The organism is Parabacteroides faecalis, assembly GCF_022809355.1.
Lineage (GTDB): Bacteria > Bacteroidota > Bacteroidia > Bacteroidales > Tannerellaceae > Parabacteroides > Parabacteroides faecalis.
Genome location: NZ_JAKZMM010000038.1, coordinates 1 through 20,941 on the forward strand (window position 1 = coordinate 1; position 20,941 = coordinate 20,941).

The 20,941-nt window shown below is 41.3% G+C and carries 16 protein-coding genes and 1 pseudogene; 14 read left to right on the forward strand and 3 right to left on the reverse strand.

What is annotated here, in order from left to right:
* The first annotated feature begins 361 nt into the window (after positions 1-361).
* The 13 genes and pseudogenes from MUN53_RS13385 to cls all read left to right on the forward strand — a co-directional run bounded on the left by MUN53_RS13385 (position 362) and on the right by cls (position 17,248).
* Positions 362-1,396 carry a sensor histidine kinase gene (locus tag MUN53_RS13385; protein WP_243325995.1) on the forward strand — a complete coding sequence of 345 codons (1,035 nt, stop codon included), beginning with the start codon at positions 362-364 and terminating at the stop codon, positions 1,394-1,396.
* Positions 1,393-2,103, forward strand: a complete 711-nt coding sequence (locus MUN53_RS13390) for a LytR/AlgR family response regulator transcription factor (RefSeq protein ID WP_243325997.1) — start codon at positions 1,393-1,395, stop codon at positions 2,101-2,103. Before MUN53_RS13385 ends, MUN53_RS13390 begins: the two co-directional genes overlap by 4 nt.
* 470 nt (positions 2,104-2,573) lie before the next feature.
* The gene (locus tag MUN53_RS13395; protein ID WP_243325998.1) at positions 2,574-3,899 is read left to right on the forward strand and encodes a hypothetical protein; all 1,326 of its coding nucleotides are present in this window, start codon (positions 2,574-2,576) and stop codon (positions 3,897-3,899) included.
* Between the two features lie 28 nt (positions 3,900-3,927).
* The gene (locus tag MUN53_RS13400; RefSeq protein ID WP_243325999.1) at positions 3,928-5,184 is read left to right on the forward strand and encodes an imelysin family protein; all 1,257 of its coding nucleotides are present in this window, start codon (positions 3,928-3,930) and stop codon (positions 5,182-5,184) included.
* Between the two features lie 130 nt (positions 5,185-5,314).
* Positions 5,315-6,748: a di-heme oxidoredictase family protein gene (locus tag MUN53_RS13405; RefSeq protein WP_243326001.1), complete on the forward strand. Its 1,434-nt coding sequence runs from the start codon at positions 5,315-5,317 to the stop codon at positions 6,746-6,748.
* Positions 6,749-6,773: 25 nt separating this feature from the next.
* Complete coding sequence (locus MUN53_RS13410; protein WP_243326003.1) at positions 6,774-7,988, forward strand: porin; 1,215 nt, start codon at positions 6,774-6,776, stop codon at positions 7,986-7,988.
* A gap of 16 nt (positions 7,989-8,004) precedes the next feature.
* Positions 8,005-8,712, forward strand: a complete 708-nt coding sequence (locus MUN53_RS13415; protein WP_243326005.1) for a hypothetical protein — start codon at positions 8,005-8,007, stop codon at positions 8,710-8,712.
* A 12-nt stretch (positions 8,713-8,724) separates the two neighbouring features.
* Positions 8,725-9,878 (forward strand): annotated as a pseudogene (locus MUN53_RS13420) (Rid family hydrolase).
* Positions 9,879-9,994: 116 nt separating this feature from the next.
* Positions 9,995-10,750, forward strand: coding sequence for a hemerythrin domain-containing protein (locus MUN53_RS13425; RefSeq protein WP_394803082.1), 756 nt, complete (start codon positions 9,995-9,997; stop codon positions 10,748-10,750).
* An 11-nt stretch (positions 10,751-10,761) separates the two neighbouring features.
* Positions 10,762-11,373 (forward strand): response regulator transcription factor, encoded by a 612-nt coding sequence (locus MUN53_RS13430; RefSeq protein ID WP_243326007.1) that lies wholly within the window; start codon positions 10,762-10,764, stop codon positions 11,371-11,373.
* A 90-nt stretch (positions 11,374-11,463) separates the two neighbouring features.
* A complete protein-coding gene (locus MUN53_RS13435; protein WP_394803083.1) occupies positions 11,464-12,729 on the forward strand; it encodes a porin in 1,266 nt (421 codons plus the stop codon).
* A gap of 208 nt (positions 12,730-12,937) precedes the next feature.
* Positions 12,938-15,724 (forward strand): outer membrane beta-barrel protein, encoded by a 2,787-nt coding sequence (locus MUN53_RS13440; RefSeq protein WP_243326010.1) that lies wholly within the window; start codon positions 12,938-12,940, stop codon positions 15,722-15,724.
* 87 nt (positions 15,725-15,811) lie between these two features.
* Positions 15,812-17,248 (forward strand): cardiolipin synthase, encoded by a 1,437-nt coding sequence (gene cls, locus MUN53_RS13445; RefSeq protein WP_022456799.1) that lies wholly within the window; start codon positions 15,812-15,814, stop codon positions 17,246-17,248.
* A gap of 100 nt (positions 17,249-17,348) precedes the next feature.
* Here the strand turns inward: cls and MUN53_RS13450 are convergent, their stop codons facing one another.
* From MUN53_RS13450 to MUN53_RS13460, 3 genes are read right to left on the reverse strand one after another with little or no spacing between them, the layout of a single operon-like run.
* Positions 17,349-17,894 (reverse strand): RsmD family RNA methyltransferase, encoded by a 546-nt coding sequence (locus tag MUN53_RS13450; RefSeq protein WP_243326011.1) that lies wholly within the window; start codon positions 17,892-17,894, stop codon positions 17,349-17,351.
* Positions 17,882-18,709, reverse strand: a complete 828-nt coding sequence (locus tag MUN53_RS13455; RefSeq protein WP_243326012.1) for a DUF3822 family protein — start codon at positions 18,707-18,709, stop codon at positions 17,882-17,884. Before MUN53_RS13455 ends, MUN53_RS13450 begins: the two co-directional genes overlap by 13 nt.
* A gap of 14 nt (positions 18,710-18,723) precedes the next feature.
* Positions 18,724-19,413, reverse strand: a complete 690-nt coding sequence (locus tag MUN53_RS13460) for a hypothetical protein (protein WP_022456802.1) — start codon at positions 19,411-19,413, stop codon at positions 18,724-18,726.
* Positions 19,414-19,504: 91 nt separating this feature from the next.
* Here MUN53_RS13460 and MUN53_RS13465 point away from each other — a divergent pair, with 91 nt between their 5' ends.
* The gene (locus tag MUN53_RS13465) at positions 19,505-20,920 is read left to right on the forward strand and encodes an ATP-dependent DNA helicase (protein ID WP_243326014.1); all 1,416 of its coding nucleotides are present in this window, start codon (positions 19,505-19,507) and stop codon (positions 20,918-20,920) included.
* Positions 20,921-20,941 lie beyond the last annotated feature (21 nt).

Genomic DNA, 20,941 nt, shown 5'->3' on the forward strand with positions numbered 1-20,941 from the left:
TTTGCAACACTAAGATAAGTGAAAATTCTGACATGGCAAAATCCTGGGCAACTTTTTGTTGCTCAGGAACTTATAAATAAAGTTAAATTATAGTGTTGCGGAATTAAGGTTTACTATTATCGGAAGCAAAAGTAAAAACTGCCCGGATGCGATGAAAGAGACGAGGATTCGGATGGTGGTGAACAACAGAAATGTAGTGGTGAACGACCGTCTTTTAATCCTTTTTTATTTTCTCCTTCTGGTAATTCTCGGCACTGTTTGGGTATATAAAGCCGATATTCATTTAAACCAATAGGTATCTTTCAAGTCTATGTCAGTGAATGGAGACAAAATCAGCGAACCCTATAAATAGATTTGCCAGATGAATAGACGATTACCTCTTCTTATTGATTTATTGTTTTGTATTGTTCTGATGCCTTTCATGATTTATTTGTTGCCATTAGACCGATGGTTGGAGAACAATACCGGTTTTGTCGTATTGCTTTTTGGTTGGCTTTTCCTGGTATATTTGATAAACCGGAATGTCTGTGTTCCTTTCTTTTTCAAGGATAAACGTCATGTTCTCTGTTCTTTGGCGATTTTTTTCCTGATGGTTCTGCTGACGTACGCCCTTTCAACCTATCAGTTGGATTTTCCCCGTGAACATTTTCGTCATCCCAGGCTGGAATTAGGGATGAACAAAGCCCGTTTTAAGATGAATCAACAGGCTGTATGGTTCCTTTTTATGGTTGTTTCATCGTTTAGTCTGGCAGTTGGTCTGTTGAATGAATTGTTCCGTCAGTCTATGGAAAAACAATTGATTGAATTTGAAAAGAAAAAGGCCGAATTGGCTTTGTATAAGGCGCAGATCAATCCTCACTTTCTGTTTAATACATTGAATACCTTGTATGGTTTATTGTTGATGGGCTCTGATCGGACCATCCAGGCATTTACCGACTTTATTGGTCTGATGAAATATATGTACGCCAACGGAGTAAAAGATAAAGTTTCTTTGGAAACAGAATTGGAATATATCCGGCAATATATCGAATTGCAGAAGCATCGGCTGAATGAATTGACGCATGTCTCTTTCTCTTGTCTGCTGTCTGAAGCCGACAAACAACTGGAAATCGCACCGATGCTTTTGATTACATTTGTCGAGAATGCCTTTAAGCACGGGGTTTCATCGCGTTCGGAGAATCATATTTATATCAGGGCTGAGGTAGAAAACAAACAGTTACTGTTTCAGGTTGAAAATCCTTTGGTACAAAAACTGGGAAATCAACCTCGCAAAGGTATTGGTCTGGAGAATTGCCGGAAACGTTTGGAACTGTTGTATGCTGGTAAGTATCAGCTGACAGAAGAGAAAAGCGAACATACATTTAAGATAATCTTGCAAATAAAATTGGCCGAATGATGAAGTGTATTGCCATAGATGATGAACCAGTCGCTTTGCGAATATTGTCGGAATATTGCTGTCGGATAGGAGATTTGGAAATACATACCTATACCAATCCGGAGAAAGGGATGGAACAGGTACGTAAAATCAAACCCGATCTCTTGTTTTTGGATATCGAAATGGGAGAAATGAACGGAATAGATTTAGCCCGTTCTTTACCGGATGGCGTGTTTCTGATATTTACAACGGCATACGCTCAATATGCGGTAGAAGGATTTGAATTGAATGCCGTAGATTATTTGCAGAAGCCTTTTACTTTTTCACGGTTTGAAAAGGCATTGCAAAAGGTAAGCCAGTTGAAGTCCTTATATGAATTGGAACGTTCTCAGACGAGCCGTAAGGATGAGATTGATCTGATGGTGGAATATAAACATGTAACCGTAAACTGGAACGATATCCTTTATCTGGAAGCCATGGACAACTATGTCCGGATTTATCTCTACTCAGCCAAGCCGCTTCTTCCGCAGATGAGTCTGAAAACCATTTTGTCATTGCTTCCTGCCGGTAAGTTCGTCCGTGTCCATAAGTCTTATGTTATCCCTCTTTCCCGGATAGCTCGTTATACGCGCAGCCAGGTTTGGTTGAAACAAGTAGAGCAACCCATACCAATAGGACGCACGTATGTTGATCATTTTCTGCAGTTACATAAGAAAAAAGAAGTCTGAAAATGCACAAAAGCCTCACTTCCCAGCGAGGCTTTCATGTTATCGGAAATAACCAATAAAAACTTTCCAATACTTACATCATCTTATATGCTTACATAAAATTAGCGATATGGCTTTGGTTTTTTAGCGATTATACTAATAGTGTTACGTTCATTTTGACAATGCAAAGATACTTTCCTCTTTTAGGCTGATCAATACCTATTTATGAGTAAAACACGGATATTCGTATACCCGATTATGAGTATTTGCTGCATTACAGTCTTTTTTGTATAAATATGTTTCAGGAGAAACGCCTTTGTCAATACCTATTGCGTGGTATTTGTCCAACTTCTGTACCCATCCGTTGGTATTTAACCTGCTTGTTTCCAAGAAATACCTAGAGGTCAGTAAGCAGCTTGGCTTTATACCTAGTTCTTGTGATTGATTCCCCTTCGATAGCCCTATACTTTTGCACAAAATTTAAAAACAGAATGAAAAGATTAGCAAATTTTCTAGTGTTGTCGTTGTGTGCGGCTAGTCCATTAATGGCTCAAGAAACGACTTCTGAGCAATCTGCTGCAGAACAGTCGGCTGAGATTTATGCCAAAGGATATGATAAGTTTCGTTTTGGCGGTTACGGAGAAGTCTTAGCCAACTTTATGGATTATGGAATTAACCGATATACACGTCCGGAAGGAAATGAAAAGACACATCGTAACTCCATTTCTATTCCTCGCTTTGTCCTGGCTTTCGATTATAAGTTCAATTCCAAATGGATATTAGGTGCAGAGATTGAGTTTGAAGCCGGAGGAACAGGTTCTGCTTATGAACTGGAAAATACAGAGAATGGCGAATACGAAACAGAAGTGGAAAAAGGGGGAGAGGTCGCTTTGGAGCAGTTTCATATCACCCGTCTGATTCATCCTGCCTTTAATGTGCGGGCAGGACATTTGATTGTACCGGTTGGTTTGACCAACGAACATCATGAACCCATCAATTTCTTCGGTACTTCACGACCGGAAGGTGAAACAACGATTCTGCCTTCAACCTGGCATGAAAACGGTATCGAGGTGTTTGGTACGTTTGGTAGTAAGTATACCCGTTTTAATTATCAGTTTCAAGTCGTTGCCGGATTGAATGCCAATGGTTTTGACCGAAATACATGGGTCGCCAGTGGAAAACAGGGCATTTTTGAGACCGATAATTTTACTTCTCCAGCTTATGTGGCCCGTTTGAATTATTTGGGTGTTCCTGGATTAAAACTGGGAGGTTCGTTCTACTATTGTCACAATACAGGAGCTAATTCAGATAAGACAGCAACCTATAAATCTATCGGTAATATCCCATTACGAATTTATACAGCTGATGTACAATACAAAAATAAATATCTGACGGCGCGGGCCAATATGATCTATGGAAACTTGGGAAATACAGTGGAGCTGAGCAATGCCAATGGTAAATTGTCGGGCCTTTCTCCTTATAGCCGGGTAACACCGATTGCCAAGAATGCAGTAAGCTATGGCGGTGAAGTGGGTTTCAATTTACGTTCTCTTTGCCGGGATAATACACGTGTCCCAGTGATTTATCCGTTTGTCCGGTATGAATACTATAATCCGCAGGAAGAAGTCTTGAGTCCGCATACGGCAGAACTACGTAATAAAGTCAGTATGTGGACGGCCGGTGCCAACTGGTATGCTTTACCCAATCTGGTGGTAAAAGCCGATTATACAACACGTCGTATAGGTGGCGGTAAGTACAACAGTGAAAATGAATTTAGCTTGGGCGTGGCTTATATCGCCTGGTTCTTGAATAAATAAGTATAAACCCTTTAATACAGAAAACGAAATGAAAAGAAAGAATTTCTTTTATGGTGGAGTCATGGCTTTGATGATGGCTTTTTCAATGAGTGCTTGTTCTGAATCAGATGATCCGAAACCGGATACTGGAGGAACAGATGATCCGACTAACTTGGATTATACGGCTGAAAATGCGGATGCCTGGGGAAACTATATGTATAATGTAGGTATGTTGTTGAATCAGGATGCCTCAGACTTATATAAGTATTGGACAGAAGACTATGATGGTAAAGGTCCGTATGCAACGATCTTCAAAGATCAGACAAGTGGAGCATACAGCAGTGCATTGGCTTGTATTCAGGAAATGGTAGAAGGCGGTATGTGGAACATCGCTAACGAGGTAGGTGATGCCAAGATAAAAGATCCTTGGGAAAAATATACCAGTGGTGATAAGGAAGGTGGGCTTTATGCTGTGGAATCATGGTATAGCTGGCATTCACGTGATGACTATACGAATAATATCTTTTCTATCCGTAATACATACTACGGACGCATTGATGATAATGATGTGGATAAAGTCGACGGGAACCTGAATGCATTTGCTTCTTATGCAGATTTTGATGATGCTGGTGATATAGCAGAGAAATCGTTGTCCCGATTAATAGCTTCAGTAAATACGGAACTGGATGAGAAGATCAAAACCTTGATTTTCGAATCGGCCAAAGCTATTCAGGCAATTCCGCAACCTTTCCGTAATAATATCGACAGTGAAGAATCTGTAGCTGCTATGGATAAATGTATGGAGTTGGCGAGTGCCTTGAAAAATGAATTACTGCCATTCGTAACAAACGAGTTGAGTGATTCCAAGTATGATGCTCAGTTGGATGCAGTGGCAGAACAGTTTGTAGATGCGGTTGTCCTTCCTACCTATAAAGAACTGAAAGAAAAGAATACGGCACTGTTGGAATCGGTAAATAACTTCCGTAGTCATCCGAGCAACGAAGCATTTGAGGCAGCTTGTAGTGCCTGGATCAATGCCCGTGAGCCTTGGGAAAAGAGCGAAGCCTTCCTGATTGGTCCGGTTGCCAATAAAGGATTGGATCCAAACATGGATAGTTGGCCTTTGGATCAGGCTGGTATCGTGCAGGTATTGGAATCTCAAAACTGGAATGATATGCAGTGGAGCGGTAATTTCAATGAAGAAGATGAAGCCATTGGTGCTGCCCAAAGTGTACGCGGATACCATACGTTGGAATATCTGCTGTTTAAAGATGGTCAGCCTCGAACGGTAGATACAGCAAAATAACATCGGAGTTATAGAGAAAATAACCTTGAAGCCCAGGATATTCAATCTTGGAATCGCTTCAAGGTTCTCCGGATATTACAGAAGTCTGATGATCTGTAACGAATGAAGAAATAATCCAATAGAAATAGAAATGAAACGATTGTATCAATTATCAGCCACTCTGTTGTTTCTGTTCTCTTGTTTGGCGTGTGAGGAAGATGACAAAATGGATATGGACAAGGTGGTTGTGCCTAACGGATATGCTCTGTCGGCAGGAACTTCTACGATCTTTCTCAATTCATCGGTAGCGTATGATACGGAGGCCGATTGGGTGTCGGGTACAAACGCAAGTCGGTTTAATAACGGTGATGGCTTGTATGATGATGTTCGTACCAGTGGAAATGAAGAAGGAGGCGGACTTGGTCCTGTCTATGCCGGATATTCTTGTGGTAGTTGCCATCGGAATGCCGGACGGACTAAACCTACACTGTGGGAAAACGGTGGTTCGGGGAATTATGGTTTCTCATCCATGTTGGTATATATTACTCGTCGGAACGGTGCTTTCTTCCGGGATTACGGACGTGTGTTACATGACCAGGCCATTTATGGTGTAGAAGCGGAAGGAAAACTTTCGGTGAAATATGAGTATGAGACTTTCTCTTTCCCGGATGGAGAAATGTATGAATTATGCAAGCCTACATACAGCATTCGTGAATGGTATAAAGACAGCATTGCGCCGGAGGATTTATTCTGCACAGTACGTATTCCGTTGCGCCATGTGGGAATGGGACAGATGATGGCCATCGACCGAAATGAAATCATCGCATTGGCTGCCAAAAGTAATTATCCTGAATACGGAATTAGCGGACGAGTAAACTATATCACGGAGAAAGGAGTTACGGGTGTCGGGCTTTCGGGTAATAAGGCGCAGCACCTCGACTTGACTGTCGAACTGGGGTTCTCGAGTGATATGGGTGTTACGAACAGCCGTTATCCGGAAGAAATATGTGAAGGTCAGATTCAAATCAATCAGGGAAGTATGATGGGGCTTTCGTATGACCAGCTCGACATCTCAACGGAAGACATGGAAGATGTGGACTTGTATATGCAAAGTCTGGGTGTCCCGGCTCGCCGGAATGTGGACGATCCGCAGGTGATCTTGGGAGAACAGAAGTTCTATGAGGCAAAATGTCATCTGTGTCATGTACCGACTTTACATACACGACCGGAAGGATCTGTCTTACTGAACGGGACGCGTTTGTCTTGGTTGGGCGGACAGACTATTCATCCGTATTCGGATTATTTACTGCATGACATGGGATCGGAAATCATGGGAGTCGGACTGAATGATAATTATACCAGTGGAATGGCTCAGGGAAATGAATGGCGTACGACTCCTTTGTGGGGAATCGGTTTACAAGAGAAGGTGAATGGTCATACGTATTTCCTGCACGACGGACGTGCACGTAACCTGATTGAAGCGATCATGTGGCATGGAGGCGAAGGGGAAGCCTCGAAGAATTTATTCAAGCGGATGACAAAGGAAGAACGGGATGCTGTCATTGCTTTCCTGAACTCTTTATAAACATACACATCATATGACTATAAAAATGAAACAGCTATTGATATTGATTGCGGCCTGCTTGTTGTGGCCACTGGGCGTTTTCGCCCAATATGAAGAAGATACCGAGAATGGAGTTGTATCTTTGGCGGGGAAAGAAGGTTTTTCCATCGCCACGAAGAAGGGGGATTTTGTATTTAAACCTTACCTTTTGGTACAGACAAGTGCTAGTGTGAACTATTATGACGATGAAGGTTTGGATCCTGCCTATAATCAGGATAACATTCATAACACGGGATTCGCCATTCCGTATGCCATTTTGGGATTTACGGGAAAGGCTTTCAATCGGGTGACATTCAACCTGTCGATCAACGCAGCGGGCAGTGGCGGGAATATCCTTCAACAAGCCTGGTTCGACTACGAGGTGAAGGAGAGTTTAGCCTTTCGTGTGGGGAAATTCAAGACGCCTTTTACCCATGCCTATCTGACCACATTGGGAGAAACCTTGATGCCTACGTTACCGGTATCGTTGACTTCATCAGTGATTCTACCTTATTCCTTGAATGCCGTGACACCCAATATCGGAACCGGATTCGATTTGGGTGTCGAGGTACATGGTTTAGTGAACAAGAAGTTCGGTTATGAAGTAGGTATCTTCAATGGAACAGGTAGTTCGGTGAATACTGCTACGAAGACATTCAGTGACGACTGGCATATCCCGTCTTTACTCTATGCCGGTCGGATTACGTATATGCCTAAAGGTATCATGCCCGCCACGCAAGGAAATCCAAATCGTTTGCGAGAAGACAAACTCTTGTTCGGGCTCTCGTCTTCATTGAATGTTGAGAGTGAAAGCGAAAGCACCAACGATTTCCGTGCCGGAGCTGAATTTTCCATGTTGAAGAACCGGCTCTATCTCGGAGCGGAGATTTATTACATGCAAGTCGGTTTTACGGAACGGCAGAAGATAGATAAGAGGTATCACTACCTGGGCGGATATGTTCAGGGCGGGTATTTCGTACTTGACCGTTTGCAAGCAACTGCCCGTTACGACTTCTTCAACCGCAACGGATTAGATACAAATGGTTTCTTGAATATGCCGGCGGTAGGTTTCAACTATTTCTTCCGGGGATGCAACCTGAAGTTGCAGGCCATGTATCAGTTTATCGGTCGTACAGGCCATGACCGGCAGATTGACCGGGATAATGATGATCTCGGTTTAGCAATGCATTCCGGAACGGTTATGCTTCAATATACATTCTAACAGAAGGTCGTTGATTATGAATATGAAAACTGTCTTATCGGTGTGTATCGGAATGAGTATGCTGTTTTCTCCGGCATGCGATGATGGGAAAATCTATGAGGAACATATTTCTACCGAACGTGAAGGCGGGGCGGTGAGTTTGACTGGTTATTTACAGGGTGTTGATTCTTGGCCTGGTGGTTATAGTATTGTCTTGGCAGGTTTTGCCGGGACAAATGAATATGCCCAAACAGCCCAAGGAATTACACCGGAAAAGGATGGAAGTGTTCGGATGACTCTTCAGGGAATACCTGCAGAAGTAACACATATAGAAGTATGTGCTATCAATAAGTTACGCAAGCGGATCGCCACTTTCTATACAGTTGATTATGAAGAAACGTCAGATACGTTACGTCTTGATATGGGAACAATCGATGCCCGTATGTATGGTGTAATTCAGTCGGATGTATTTGATCGTTCTTGTACCGCTTGCCATGGTGGTAGTACAGAACCTGCCGCGGGTTTATATCTGACGGAAGAGAAAAGTTATACTGCCTTAGTTGGCGTAGTGGCAGACCAAAGTAAAGACAGCCTTTTACTGGTCAATCCAGGAAATGCACAGGAAAGTTTCCTGCATGTCATGCTTCGGGAGAATGTGTTGAGGTACGATCATACGCAAATTATAACTTCGGTAAATATGTTACAGTTGATTGACGACTGGATTAATAACGGAGCTAATGAATAATATATGAATAAGATGGAATGGAAAAGAAGAACATATATTGAAGGTACTGTTGAGGCACAGATATCTTCTTTTACTGGTGAAGGGAAACAACAGAGTATCATGTTTTACTATCTGTTACAAATAATCATTTGTCTTTTGCAGAACAGTTTCAAGCTCTTCAGCAAGCATATTCTCATTGTTTGGGAAGTGAACTGAATGCTGGTGCTGTAGCTGTATTTCGCCGATATTTCTTAAGTGATGTCGCTAATCAGGCAGATTGGGTGACGGCTTGGGAATGTGAGCAGACCCCATGTGCGTTATCACTACTGCAACAAGCACCGCTGAATGGAACAAAGGTCTCATTATGGGCATGGTTGGTGACCAATACTTCCATCACAACAGAAATGAATGGGATGGTATTGGCTCGAAGGGGAGAATATACACATATGTGGACAGCAGGAGCTTATAATAAGGCTTCAAATGCTGAATACCAAACGCGGCTTTTACTTAACGACTATGTGATGCAGCTGATGGCTAAAGGTTGTACATTGGCCAAAGACTGTATTCGTACATGGTTCTTTGTACAGAATGTAGATGTAAATTATGCAGGCGTGGTAAAAGCTCGGAAAGAAGTGTTTCTAACACAGAATCTGACAGAAGAAACACATTATATAGCAAGTACTGGTATCGAAGGGCGTTCTGCTGATCCTTCTGTTTTGGTTACAATGGATACTTATGCAATACAGGGGCTTTTACCAGATCAAATTCAATTTCTTTATGCTCCGTCGCATCTGAATCCTACCTATGAATATGGTGTGACATTTGAGAGAGGGACAGCTGTGACCTATGGTGACCGGAAGCAGATATTTATTTCAGGTACCGCCAGTATTGATAATCGGGGAGAAATTGTTGCTCCGGGAGATATAATAAACCAGGCAAAACGTATGATGGAGAATGTTGAGGTTTTACTGGCTGAGGCTGGAGCAACATGGAAAGATGTGATGCAGGCTATTGTCTATCTGCGTGATCCGGCGGATTACCAAGTTGTATCTGATTTTCTTGCTGAAGAATATCCTGGTCTGCCTTGCTTACTTGTCCATGCCCCAGTGTGCCGACCGGGTTGGCTTTGTGAAACGGAGTGTATCGCTGTTATTCCTGTATCGAATGAGATATATGCTCCTTTTTAGTTCTATCAATTATTCTTGTTGTGTATAGACATATATCTAAAACTTAGTGTTGGAATATATATACATACATCAGGTATTCTAATAAATACAATTTTAGTCACTAAAAGAGACTGCTTATGGAACAAAAAGACGTATCTTTGGAAACACAATTACCCATACGATTAGATATAGCTATGTATAAAAAAGGGCTTTATAGAGAAACAGATAAGATGAGCGACTTGATTTGCGAGAACTATCCGATGGTGTTGGTGATGAGCCGCTTCGGAATCGCATTGGGCTTTGGTGAAAAGAGTATCGGTGAGGTATGCCGGCAAAATGGTGTAGATGCGAATACCTTCCTGACGGTAGTTAATTTCCTGACGGGCGAGGTGCAGGGTTTAACAGATGAGGTTAGCAGTGCCTTGTCGTTGGAGACGTTGATTCGTTATCTGCATAATGCGCATGATTATTTCCTGGCATTCCGTCTACCGAATATGCGGCGCAAACTTAATGAGGCGATCTGTACTTGTCCGGAAGACGTGGCATTCGTTATCCGGCGCTTCTTTGATGAATATGCAGAGGAGGTGAACAAGCACATGACGTATGAAGAAAAGGTTGTCTTTCCGTATGTACGAGATTTACTGAATGGAAAAGTGAACGACAAGTATAATATCTCAATCTTTCGGAAACGTCATGAACAGATCGATCAGAAGCTGTCCGACCTGAAAAATATTCTGATCAAGTATTATCCCGGTGAGGGAGGACATTTGCTGAATAGTGTATTGTTTGACCTCTTTACAACCGAGGAAGATCTGGTTTCTCACTCTTTGGTGGAAGACAACTTATTCGTTCCTTCTATCGTTTGGTATGAAAATAAGGTGTTAAATCGGTAACTCCGAATGGTATGAAACTAAGTTTGAAGATAGCGATTGTAGAACCCTCGGTGATGGTTCGTACCGGGTTAGGTACGTTGTTGCGGAAACTATCCGGAATGCAGATCACAGTCGTTGAAATACAGGAGGTAGAATCATTACTTGAATCGCTTCGTATCCATAAGCCGGATGTTTTAATCGCCTGTCCACAGTTATTGTTGCACCACTCGTTCCATCGTCTGAGAGAAGAATCAGCCCAGGCTGAGATGAAAATCATAGCTTTAATGACATCTCTTTGTCCGATGTCTCTCTTGCGGATGTTCGATGAACAAATCAGCTTATATGATACGCCTGAACAAATCCGGGAGAAACTGGAGCGACTGATTGATGCCTCCGGTGATGGTGGTACCGTTGAGAATGGAGAAGAACAGCAAAGTCTGAGTGCGCGGGAAAAAGAGATTGTCATCTGTGTGGTGAAAGGAATGACCAATCGTGAAATAGCCGACAAGCTGTTCCTTTCGGCTCACACGGTCATTACGCATCGGCGAAATATTGCCCGCAAATTACAAATCCATAGTCCCAGTGGTTTGACGATCTATGCGATTGTCAATAAATTGGTAGAATTGAAGGATATAAAGCAATAAGAAAAGCCGATGTAACAGGAATGTAATATGGATGTTTCTGAAATGTAACAGAAGTTAAGCTATCTTTGCACAAAATTCAACTTCATGAAAATCAGAAATATTCTAATTGTATTTAGTTTGCTGGTTGTTAGTCTGGGTTTGCAGGCACAAGAAAAGCCAGCCAAGTCGTTTTCGTCATTTGTTGACTCATTGGCCAAAGTGGAAGAACCTTCCGAAGAACTCTTAAACAAGATTCGGAATATGCCGAACATCGAAGTCGGAAAGGGTATCTCTTTCGAACCGGCAGATAAGCGATATAAGATGACGATGCGTTTCCGTATGCAGAACATGGCATCGGTGTCTTTGAATGATGACTTTTCGTATTCCGAAGCCGAGGCACGTGTGAAACGTTTGCGTTTGCGCTTCGATGGTTATATATTCTCTCCGAAATTACTTTATTCGATCCAATTGGGATTCACTCCTTATGATTCTAAAGATTTGCCGAATGGAAATGTGAATATTGTGCGTGATGCTATGGTGTATTATATGCCTACCCACGATTTCAGTATCGGTTTCGGTCAGACTAAGATCAAGGCTAATCGTGCTCGTGTCAATTCTTCCAGTGCTCTTCAGTTTGTAGATCGTAGTATCGTCAATTCTGAATTTAATCTTGATCGAGACTTCGGTTTCTTTGCGGAGTATTATAAACCGGTAGTTGGTGATTTCAATGTTGCTTTGAAAGGATCAATCACCTTAGGTGAAGGTCGTAACTGGAGTACGAGTAGTCAAGGAGGATTGGCTTATACAGCTCGTGTCGAACTTTTCCCCTTCGGTCGTTTCAAGTCTTTGGGAGATATTGCTGAAGGAGACTTCGAGCGGGAAGAGCATGTGAAGGTGTTGTTGGCTGGTGCTTATTCATTTAATAACAAGACCAATCGTTTACAAGGACAGAACGGAGCCTATATTCCAAATAATGAGTTGAGAGATTTGAATAGTTACTTCGTCGATTTTATCTTGAAGTATAATGGTTTCGCTTTTTATACAGACTTCATGGGCCGTAAGTGTAGTGAACCTCTCTTTACGACAGATCCGGAAACTTGTATTTATACTGGAAACGGATTGAATGTTCAGGCCAGTTATTTGTTCCCGAAAAATTGGGAAGTAGCTGTACGTAATTCTACACTTTTCCCGGAAGAGCAAGTACAGAAGATTGTAGGTTATGAAAATTATAATCAGACAACCTTGGCTGTTACACGATATCTGATAGGTCATAGCTTAAAGATACAGGCAGATGCCTCTTATAATCATCAATTAAATCCTGTTGATCCCACATATAATCGTTGGCAATTCCGCTTCCAAGTAGAATTAGGCTTGTAAACAACAAAGAAAATACATACGAATCAGTTAAACGGATTCCGACACCTGATGAGGAAAGTCGGAATCCGTTTTTTATATATCTAAAAGTTAATTTTTGGAAATTCTAAAATCGTACTTTAAACAATTACGGATTGGTTAAGTCTATTCATTCAAACTTACTAATAAGACGAAAGGAAATGATTCGCAATTCTAATAATTATCAGAGCAGATGAAAACAGGGATAAGACTACTGGTTCTATTGATGTTGTTGGTTAGTCCGGTAATGGCTCAGCAACGTGGTGTTGAAGTAACGGGAAAGGTTCAGGAGAAGGAAACACAATTACCGATCGAGCAGGCTTCTGTTCGGTTGTTGAATGTGAAAGATAGTAGTATGGTACGAGGTGTAGCGAGTAATACCGACGGCTCTTTTGCATTGAAAAATGTACGGAAAGGAAATTATATTCTAAATGTAACTTATATTGGTTTTGACCCGTTGTATAAGAATATTTCTGTAGCAGGTACGGCTCCGGTTCGCTTGGGAACTTTGGAAATGACTGATGGTAGTGTTCGTTTACAAGTAGCTGTTATTACGGGTAAAGCGCCTGAAGTTGTAGTTCGAAATGATACAACCGAGTACAATGCTGATTCATATAAAGTGACAGAAGGTTCTGTATTGGAAGATTTACTAAAGAAAATGCCGGGTGTTGAAGTTGATAGCGAAGGAAAGGTTACTGTCAACGGTAAGGAAATCAAGAAGATTATGGTTGATGGTAAGGAATTCTTCTCTGATGATCCTAAAATTGCCTCTAAGAATTTGCCTGCCAAAATGATCGATAAAGTTCAGGTACTGGATAAAAAAAGTGATATGGCTAAGATGACTGGTTTCGATGATGGTGAGGAAGAAACAGTATTAAACTTGACGGTGAAACCAGGCATGAAGCAAGGTTGGTTCGGGAATGCTTATGCTGGTTATGGTAGCAAAGACCGATATGAAGGAAATGCCATGGTCAACCGTTTCTACAATAATGATCAGTTGACTTTTATGGGAGGTTTGAATAATACAAACAATATGGGCTTTTCCGATTTGGCATCTACTATGTTCTCGGGTATGCGAGGAGGAATGCGTGGTAGTGCCGGAACAGGTATTACGTCTTCTGGAAATGGTGGATTGAACTTTAGTAAGGAATTTAATAAGAAGATAACGTTAGGCGGTAATACTCGCTACTCTCATTCAGACAACGATGCGGAGAAGAAAAGTAATGAACAGACATTTCTTCCAGGCGATAGTATTTCTTATGCCAGTAATCATACGATAAGCAATAGTGTGAGTGATAATGCGGGTTTTAATTTTAGATTAGACTGGAGACCTGATACGCTTACGCAAATTTTCTTTACTCCTGATTTCGGATATAGTAAGAGTCATTCTTCAGAAATTAAGAATACAAGTACACGGCTGAATAGTGATACACTGAATACAAGTAATTCGGATGTATTTTCAGATGGAGCTGGTTACAACTTAAGTGGACGTTTGGAATTTAGTCGTAAGTTGAATAGTGAAGGTCGTGTCTTGAGTTTCTCTTTATCAGGAGGACTGAATGATTCTTATACAGATGAAGTCAATTATTCAAATACCGATTATTTACAAGAACAACGAAGTGAACTGGTTGATCAACATATTCGCTACGATAATAAGAGTTATAATTACCGGGCTTATGTATCATGGGTAGAACCGCTGGGTAATAATAATTTCCTGCAAGCGACTTATAGTTTCTCTCAGCAGCAGCAGGAATCGTTGAAGAATGCTTATACGCCGGATGCTGAAACAGGCGAATATAATGTGTTGGATACGGCTTACAGTAAGAATTATCGGAACAGCTATATCAATCAGCGGGCAAGTATTAGCTTCAAATCTCAACGGGAGAAATATAATTATACGATTGGTTTCAATGTGGATCCTTCTTATTCACGGAGTGAGAATTTTATCGGTGATACAGTTCTGTCAGACTTAAGTCGGAAGGTTGTGAATTTTTCTCCGATGGTCCGGTTTAATTATCGCTTTAATAAGCAGACAAATTTGCGTATTCGTTATGATGGGCGGACAACACAGCCTTCCATGACTCAATTACAACCTGTAGTAGATATTTCGGATCCGTTAAATATCGTAACAGGTAATCCGGATCTGAAACCCAAATATACGAATAGTATGCGGGTTGATTTTGGGCAGTTCATGCCGGAAAAACAGCGGGCTATTATAGCTATGTTAAATGGTAGTTATACGTTGAATGATATTGTTAGCAAGACGGTGTTTGACGGAACAACAGGTGGACGTGTTACTACTTATGAAAATGTTGATGGTAATTATAGTTTTAATGGACGGGTAATCGTGAATACTCCGTTGAAGAACAAGAAGTTTTCTATCAATACCATGAGTATGGCTTCGTATGGAAATACCAACAGCTTTATTAATGGCGAAAAGAATAAGAGTAAGACGCTGTCGGTAATGGAAAGGGCTGGAATTGATTTCCGTTCAACTTATTTAGATTTGGGTTTGAATGGTAACTTCCGTTATAATTCTACGCGTAATTCATTGCAGGGACAAACCGATATGAATACCTTCAATTATGGTGTGGGAGGAAATACAACAATCTATTTGCCTTGGGATTTCAAGATTGAAAGTGATATTAACTGGTCTGCTAATTCGGGTTATGCCGAAGGTTTCGAACAGAATGAGATTTTATGGAATGCATCTGTATCCAAATCATTCCTGAAGAATAATCAGGGAACGTTACGCTTTAAGATTTATGATATCTTGCAACAGCGGAGTAATATTTCCCGAACAGTAACAGCTAGTAGCATTAGTGACTCGGAATACAATACTTTGAACAGTTATTTTATGTTCCACTTTATTTATCGTTTCAGTATATTTAAAGGTGGAGCCAGCGCTAAGGATATGAGAGGTCCGCATGGTGGACCACGTTCGGGAAGAATGGGACCTCCGCCACCACCTCGTTTCTAAATACGAAAGGTAAGAATCGGAAACCTCCATATTAATTGGGGTTTCCGATTTTTTTATTTACCTTTCGGAGTTTTAAGGAGAGTTTTTATGCAGGATGCTTCGTTTTGGGAAATATTATTGAGTACTATATTTATTCTGCTGTATTCGATAACGATTATCGGGCTGATAGTAGTTATCATTGCAGAGAATAGAAATCCGTTGAAGACGATTCCGTGGGTTGTCGTTTTGCTATTGGCTCCAGGTGTTGGAATTTTATTTTACTTCTTTTTTGGTCAGGATAACCGAAAGCAGCGAATTATTTCACGTAAAACCTATAAACGAATTATCAAACAGCCACGAACTGGGAAAATTCCTCACGATGCATGCTCAGTCCCGGAGCAATATAAAGGATTAACGAAGTTATTAAACCGCTCCCGTACATCTCCGTTATTATATGGAAGCGATATCCGGGTTTTTACCAATGGGAAAGATAAGTTTCGTGCTTTGTTTGATGACATTCGTCGGGCAAAATATCATGTTCATGTCCAATACTATATTTTCAACGATGATGAAATAGGCACTCAGTTGAAAGATTTATTGGTACAGAAAGCCCGTGAAGGAGTTGAAGTTCGTGTTCTTTACGATGATGTAGGTAGTTGGAAAGCCAAGAATCGTTTTTTCCACGAGATGGAGAAAGAAGGTATAGAAGTATATGCTTTCCTAAAAGTTGTTTTCCCGGTGTTGACGAGTAAGGTGAATTACCGAAATCACCGTAAGGTAGTTGTTATTGATGGGAAAATCGGATATATGGGCGGTATGAATGTTGCAGATCGGTATATCAAAGGTGTTTCATGGGGTGTTTGGCATGATCTGCATTTCCGGATTGAAGGAAAAGGCGTACAAAGTCTGCAATCTGCTTTCTTGTTGGATTGGTATGTGGTCAGTAAGCAGATTATTTCGGATAAACGTTATTTCCCGAAATCGGAAGTTCTATCTGATAATATCATGCAGGTGATTACAAGTGGTCCGGTTGGTCCTTGGCGAGTATTGGCGCAAGCTGAAATTTATTTGATTGCCAATGCCCGGAAATATGTATATATCCAAACGCCTTACTTTTTGCCGACCGAAGGATTAAGCCAGGCTTTACAGGTGGCAGCCCGTAGTGGAGTTGATGTACGGATTATGATACCAGAACGTTCGGATACGCGGATGGCTCATTTGGCAACTCGTTCTTTCTTGGCCGAAATGATACGCGCAGGCGTTAAGATTTACTTTTATCAGCCAGGCTTTCTACATGCCAAATTGATTGTGAGTGATGATGCAGTGGCATGTATCGGTTCTGCCAATATGGATTTTCGAAGTCTGGAACACAATTTTGAGATCAATGCTTTTGTTTATCAGCGTGAGTTTGCCATGGAAATGCGGCGGATTTTCATGTATGATGTCGAGCAATGTCTGCATATTACGCCTTCCATTTGGCTGAAACGGCCTTTGAGCAAACGTTTTTCTGAATCCTTCATGCGGCTTTTCTCTCCTTTGTTGTAATGATATCTTCCCTTCGGTCTAAGGGGAACCTTCCCTTCGGACGTAGTGAGAACTTCCTTTAGTGTTAAGGGTGATGTTCCCTTCAGGTTGAGGGAAAGCATCATCCTTCTTCTTTACGGAAAATACTGAAGTTGACTGAGCCATACACCCGATGCTGGTCGAAGTATGGAAGTTGTGAGAAATCATAGCTGGCTGGATGTTCCATGACAAAGATACCATCGGGGCGTAATAAGTCACGTTCAAAGATGCATGTTGGCACTTCAGGTAATTCTTTTAGCGCGTATGGAGGATCAGCAAATATGAAATCAAAGCTTTGTGGTGCAGCGGTATGAAGAAAACGGAATACATCACCGCGGATTAGATTGAGGCCGTTTGTTTTCAGTTCTTTTCCCACTTTGGCGATAAAAGATGCATGTGCATTATTCTTTTCGACAGAAGTAACCCGACGACAGCCTCTTGACAATAATTCAAACGAGATGCTTCCGGTTCCGGCAAACAGGTCAAGTGCTTCCAGATCTTCGAAGTCCATCAGATTTGACAGGACATTGAATAAATTTTCTTTGGCAAAGTCGGTTGTCGGACGAGCACTGAACGACGACGGAACGTCGAAACGGCGTTTGCCATATATTCCACTTATAATTCGCATAACGATAAAGCAATTAAATCAATTGGAGTACGAAGAATTTCCGTACCCATTAAATAAACTTCAGATGGATAATCAAGCATGTCAACGTGCTGGATATAGGCGGTTAATGCCATTTTCAGTTCTTTGGTCTGTTGGGCTTCGCCTGAAAGATATAACAGGTCTTTCTGCACATCAAACTGCTGTTGTTTCCATATATATAAGGTATAGTAAAGGATTTCTTTGTATGCTGTTACCTGAAAATAGTTGGTGAACAGCAACTGTCCTTGTTTGTAACAGGCAATCGTCAGGCGATCAGTGCTCAGCGAGAGGAACATCACCTGGAATGCCATTGCCAGACTCCTTTGTTTCCAGAAGGTAAATACGGCACTTTGCGTATGTACGAAGACCGGGTTCACGAGTGATCGTGTGCAAAAGGTGTACACTTCAGGCATCATGCTGTAAAGGAGTACCTGGTTGTCTTCTTTCAAGGATTGATATAGTACCTGTCTTTCTGCAGCCGGTCCGAATGTGAATGCGTATAATTCATCTGCCTTTTTCTCCAGGAAAAGTGAAAGAGGTACTAATGTATAATCTGAGTGAGCCTGAACGACATAAAAACGTTTGAATGTACACGACAGAAAATCGTGTGCGAAGAAGAAATCTTCTACCTGCTTCAGGTACGAATCATGTGAATTCCATTTCTCTTCATGGATAAAGAAGCTACCTTTAATACGAGGATTGTATCCAGAAAAAGAAAGTCCATCCGGCATAAGCCGGATGGACACTATATAATTCTCAGATTCTTTCGATAATAACTCCGGAATTAAAACCGCCATAAAAACATAACTGATTATTCCCAGTTACCTGCATTGTTGTTGATTTCTTCCAAAGAACCAACACGCAATCCCGGATACTTGTTCTGTTTAACAGCTTTGTCCTTCAAGTTGTATTCCAACTGAGGATCCATTCCGCGCAAATAAGAATCGAACGGAACTTCGCAAACGAATACTTTGATTTCGTAACCAGAACCAGATTTCAAAGTAGCTGTATCCATGTGGAATTCAATCTTTTCACCCGGAACACCTGGAACGTAACGCATACCGTCTACGTCATAATCCTTACCCAGCAAAGTATCTTTCGCCAAAACCCAAGCAGTATCACGTTTGAAACCTTTCAAACCTTCTTTTTCTACTTCGCTCCAGTTACCAGTTTTCTTTGCTTTCTCAATCAATGCAACAGCTTTCTTTTCAGTCATACCTTTTTCCAGCTGTTCATCTGTCAAGACACCTTCCTTTATGACAAGAGGCAATTTAGCTGTTTTCAGGAATTTGCCCAAGTCATCGAAGTTCCCAGCATGTGTTTTATACACATTCTTATACTCGATCTGAGCTTTACGGATGTCGATCAATCTTGCGATAATTGCTTTGTCGCGTAACTCTTTTTCCGTGTTAAACTCGATCGGACCTGTGATACTCTTGTAACACATGTAAGCCAGCACTACTACTGCGGCTACCAATAAAATCTTCAATGCAACTTTCATGGTTTATATAATTTTTGTATTTATTTCGTTCGGCAAATTTAAAAAAGAATATTTAATACACTACCTTTATCGCGAAAATTATTACGATAAAATGATAAATAGTTTCTTAAAAGGGCAAATTAGCCATAATTTCCCGTATAATCCGACCTCCGACCAGCGTGCCGCACTCGAAACGATTGCCGACTTTCTCCTCTCGACAGAACCGGATTCCCTGTTGCTCTTGAAAGGATATGCTGGAACAGGCAAGACCTCGTTGATAGGTGCTTTAGTGAAAACATTGAATGAGTTGAAACAAAAAACCATGTTGCTTGCACCTACTGGCCGCGCTGCCAAAGTATTCTCCAACTATGCCGGGCAGAAAGCTTATACCATTCATAAACGAATCTACCGGCAAAAAGCATTCTCCAATGAGCCGGTCGGATTCCTTCCTGCACCAAATTTCTACAAAGATACAATTTTTATTGTAGATGAAGCATCTATGATAACAAATGATGGGGTAGATTCATATATTTTTGGATCTGGACGCCTTTTGGATGATTTGATTCACTTTGTTTATTCCGGAGAGAATTGCCGGATGATCCTGATGGGCGACGAAGCACAGCTTCCTCCGGTAATGCAGACCGAGAGTCCGGCTTTGAATCCGGATGTATTGCGAGGATATAATCTGGATGTCTCGACTGTTGTAATGACACAGGTCGTCCGTCAGCAGGAAGATTCTGGTATTTTATTGAATGCAACTCGTTTGCGGGAAGCTTTACGGAATAACATGGTGGAAATATTTCCTAAATTAAAATTGGATGGTTTTCAGGATTTCCGTCGGGTAAGCGGTGAGGATCTGATTGAAGAAATCGGTTCTGCTTATGGTCACTGGGGAATGGAAGAGACCATGATCATTACGCGTTCGAATAAAAGAGCTGTTATATATAATAATGGTATAAGAAACCGGATCTTGTTCCGGGAAGAAGAATTGTCATCGGGCGACCGGCTGATGGTTTCGAAGAATAATTATTTTTGGACCAGTGGCATGAAAGAAATGGATTTTATTGCCAATGGTGAGATCGTGGAGGTGATCAGAGTACGGCGGACGTATGAAATGTATGGTTTCCGTTTTGCGGATGTCTTGGTTCGTTTTCAGGATTACGACTTGGAATTAGAAACAAAAATACTTTTGGATACGCTGCAAAGTGAAACGCCTGCCCTTTCTCGCGAAATGAACGATAAATTGTTTTATACGGTGTTGGAAGATTATGCGGATATTTCTACCAAAGCCGGAAAGATAAAAAAGATGAAGGTTGATCCGCATTATAATGTGTTGCAAGTAAAGTATGCTTATGCCGTTACTTGTCATAAGGCACAAGGCGGACAATGGAAGTCGGTGTTTTTGGATATAGGGTACATAACAGAAGAAATGCTGGGAGAAGATTTTTATCGTTGGTTGTACACGGCTATAACGCGTGCTACGGAGCGTTTGTATTTGGTTAATTTGCCGGATGATTTTGTGGAATAGTAGTCTGTGAAATTTTCAGCT

Excerpts from the sequence above, each read along its gene's own strand:
- MUN53_RS13460 (WP_022456802.1), bottom strand. The coding sequence starts at position 19,413 with ATGAAAGTTGCATTGAAGATTTTATTGGTAGCCGCAGTAGTAGTGCTG.
- MUN53_RS13440 (WP_243326010.1), top strand. The coding sequence starts at position 12,938 with ATGAAAACAGGGATAAGACTACTGGTTCTATTGATGTTGTTGGTTAGT.
- MUN53_RS13390 (WP_243325997.1), top strand. The coding sequence starts at position 1,393 with ATGATGAAGTGTATTGCCATAGATGATGAACCAGTCGCTTTGCGAATA.
- MUN53_RS13385 (WP_243325995.1), top strand. The coding sequence starts at position 362 with ATGAATAGACGATTACCTCTTCTTATTGATTTATTGTTTTGTATTGTT.
- MUN53_RS13410 (WP_243326003.1), top strand. The coding sequence starts at position 6,774 with ATGAAACAGCTATTGATATTGATTGCGGCCTGCTTGTTGTGGCCACTG.
- MUN53_RS13465 (WP_243326014.1), top strand. The coding sequence starts at position 19,505 with ATGATAAATAGTTTCTTAAAAGGGCAAATTAGCCATAATTTCCCGTAT.
- MUN53_RS13405 (WP_243326001.1), top strand. The coding sequence starts at position 5,315 with ATGAAACGATTGTATCAATTATCAGCCACTCTGTTGTTTCTGTTCTCT.
- MUN53_RS13450 (WP_243326011.1), bottom strand. The coding sequence starts at position 17,894 with ATGCGAATTATAAGTGGAATATATGGCAAACGCCGTTTCGACGTTCCG.
- MUN53_RS13400 (WP_243325999.1), top strand. The coding sequence starts at position 3,928 with ATGAAAAGAAAGAATTTCTTTTATGGTGGAGTCATGGCTTTGATGATG.
- MUN53_RS13430 (WP_243326007.1), top strand. The coding sequence starts at position 10,762 with ATGAAACTAAGTTTGAAGATAGCGATTGTAGAACCCTCGGTGATGGTT.
- MUN53_RS13415 (WP_243326005.1), top strand. The coding sequence starts at position 8,005 with ATGAATATGAAAACTGTCTTATCGGTGTGTATCGGAATGAGTATGCTG.
- MUN53_RS13395 (WP_243325998.1), top strand. The coding sequence starts at position 2,574 with ATGAAAAGATTAGCAAATTTTCTAGTGTTGTCGTTGTGTGCGGCTAGT.
- MUN53_RS13425 (WP_394803082.1), top strand. The coding sequence starts at position 9,995 with ATGGAACAAAAAGACGTATCTTTGGAAACACAATTACCCATACGATTA.
- MUN53_RS13455 (WP_243326012.1), bottom strand. The coding sequence starts at position 18,709 with ATGGCGGTTTTAATTCCGGAGTTATTATCGAAAGAATCTGAGAATTAT.
- cls (WP_022456799.1), top strand. The coding sequence starts at position 15,812 with ATGCAGGATGCTTCGTTTTGGGAAATATTATTGAGTACTATATTTATT.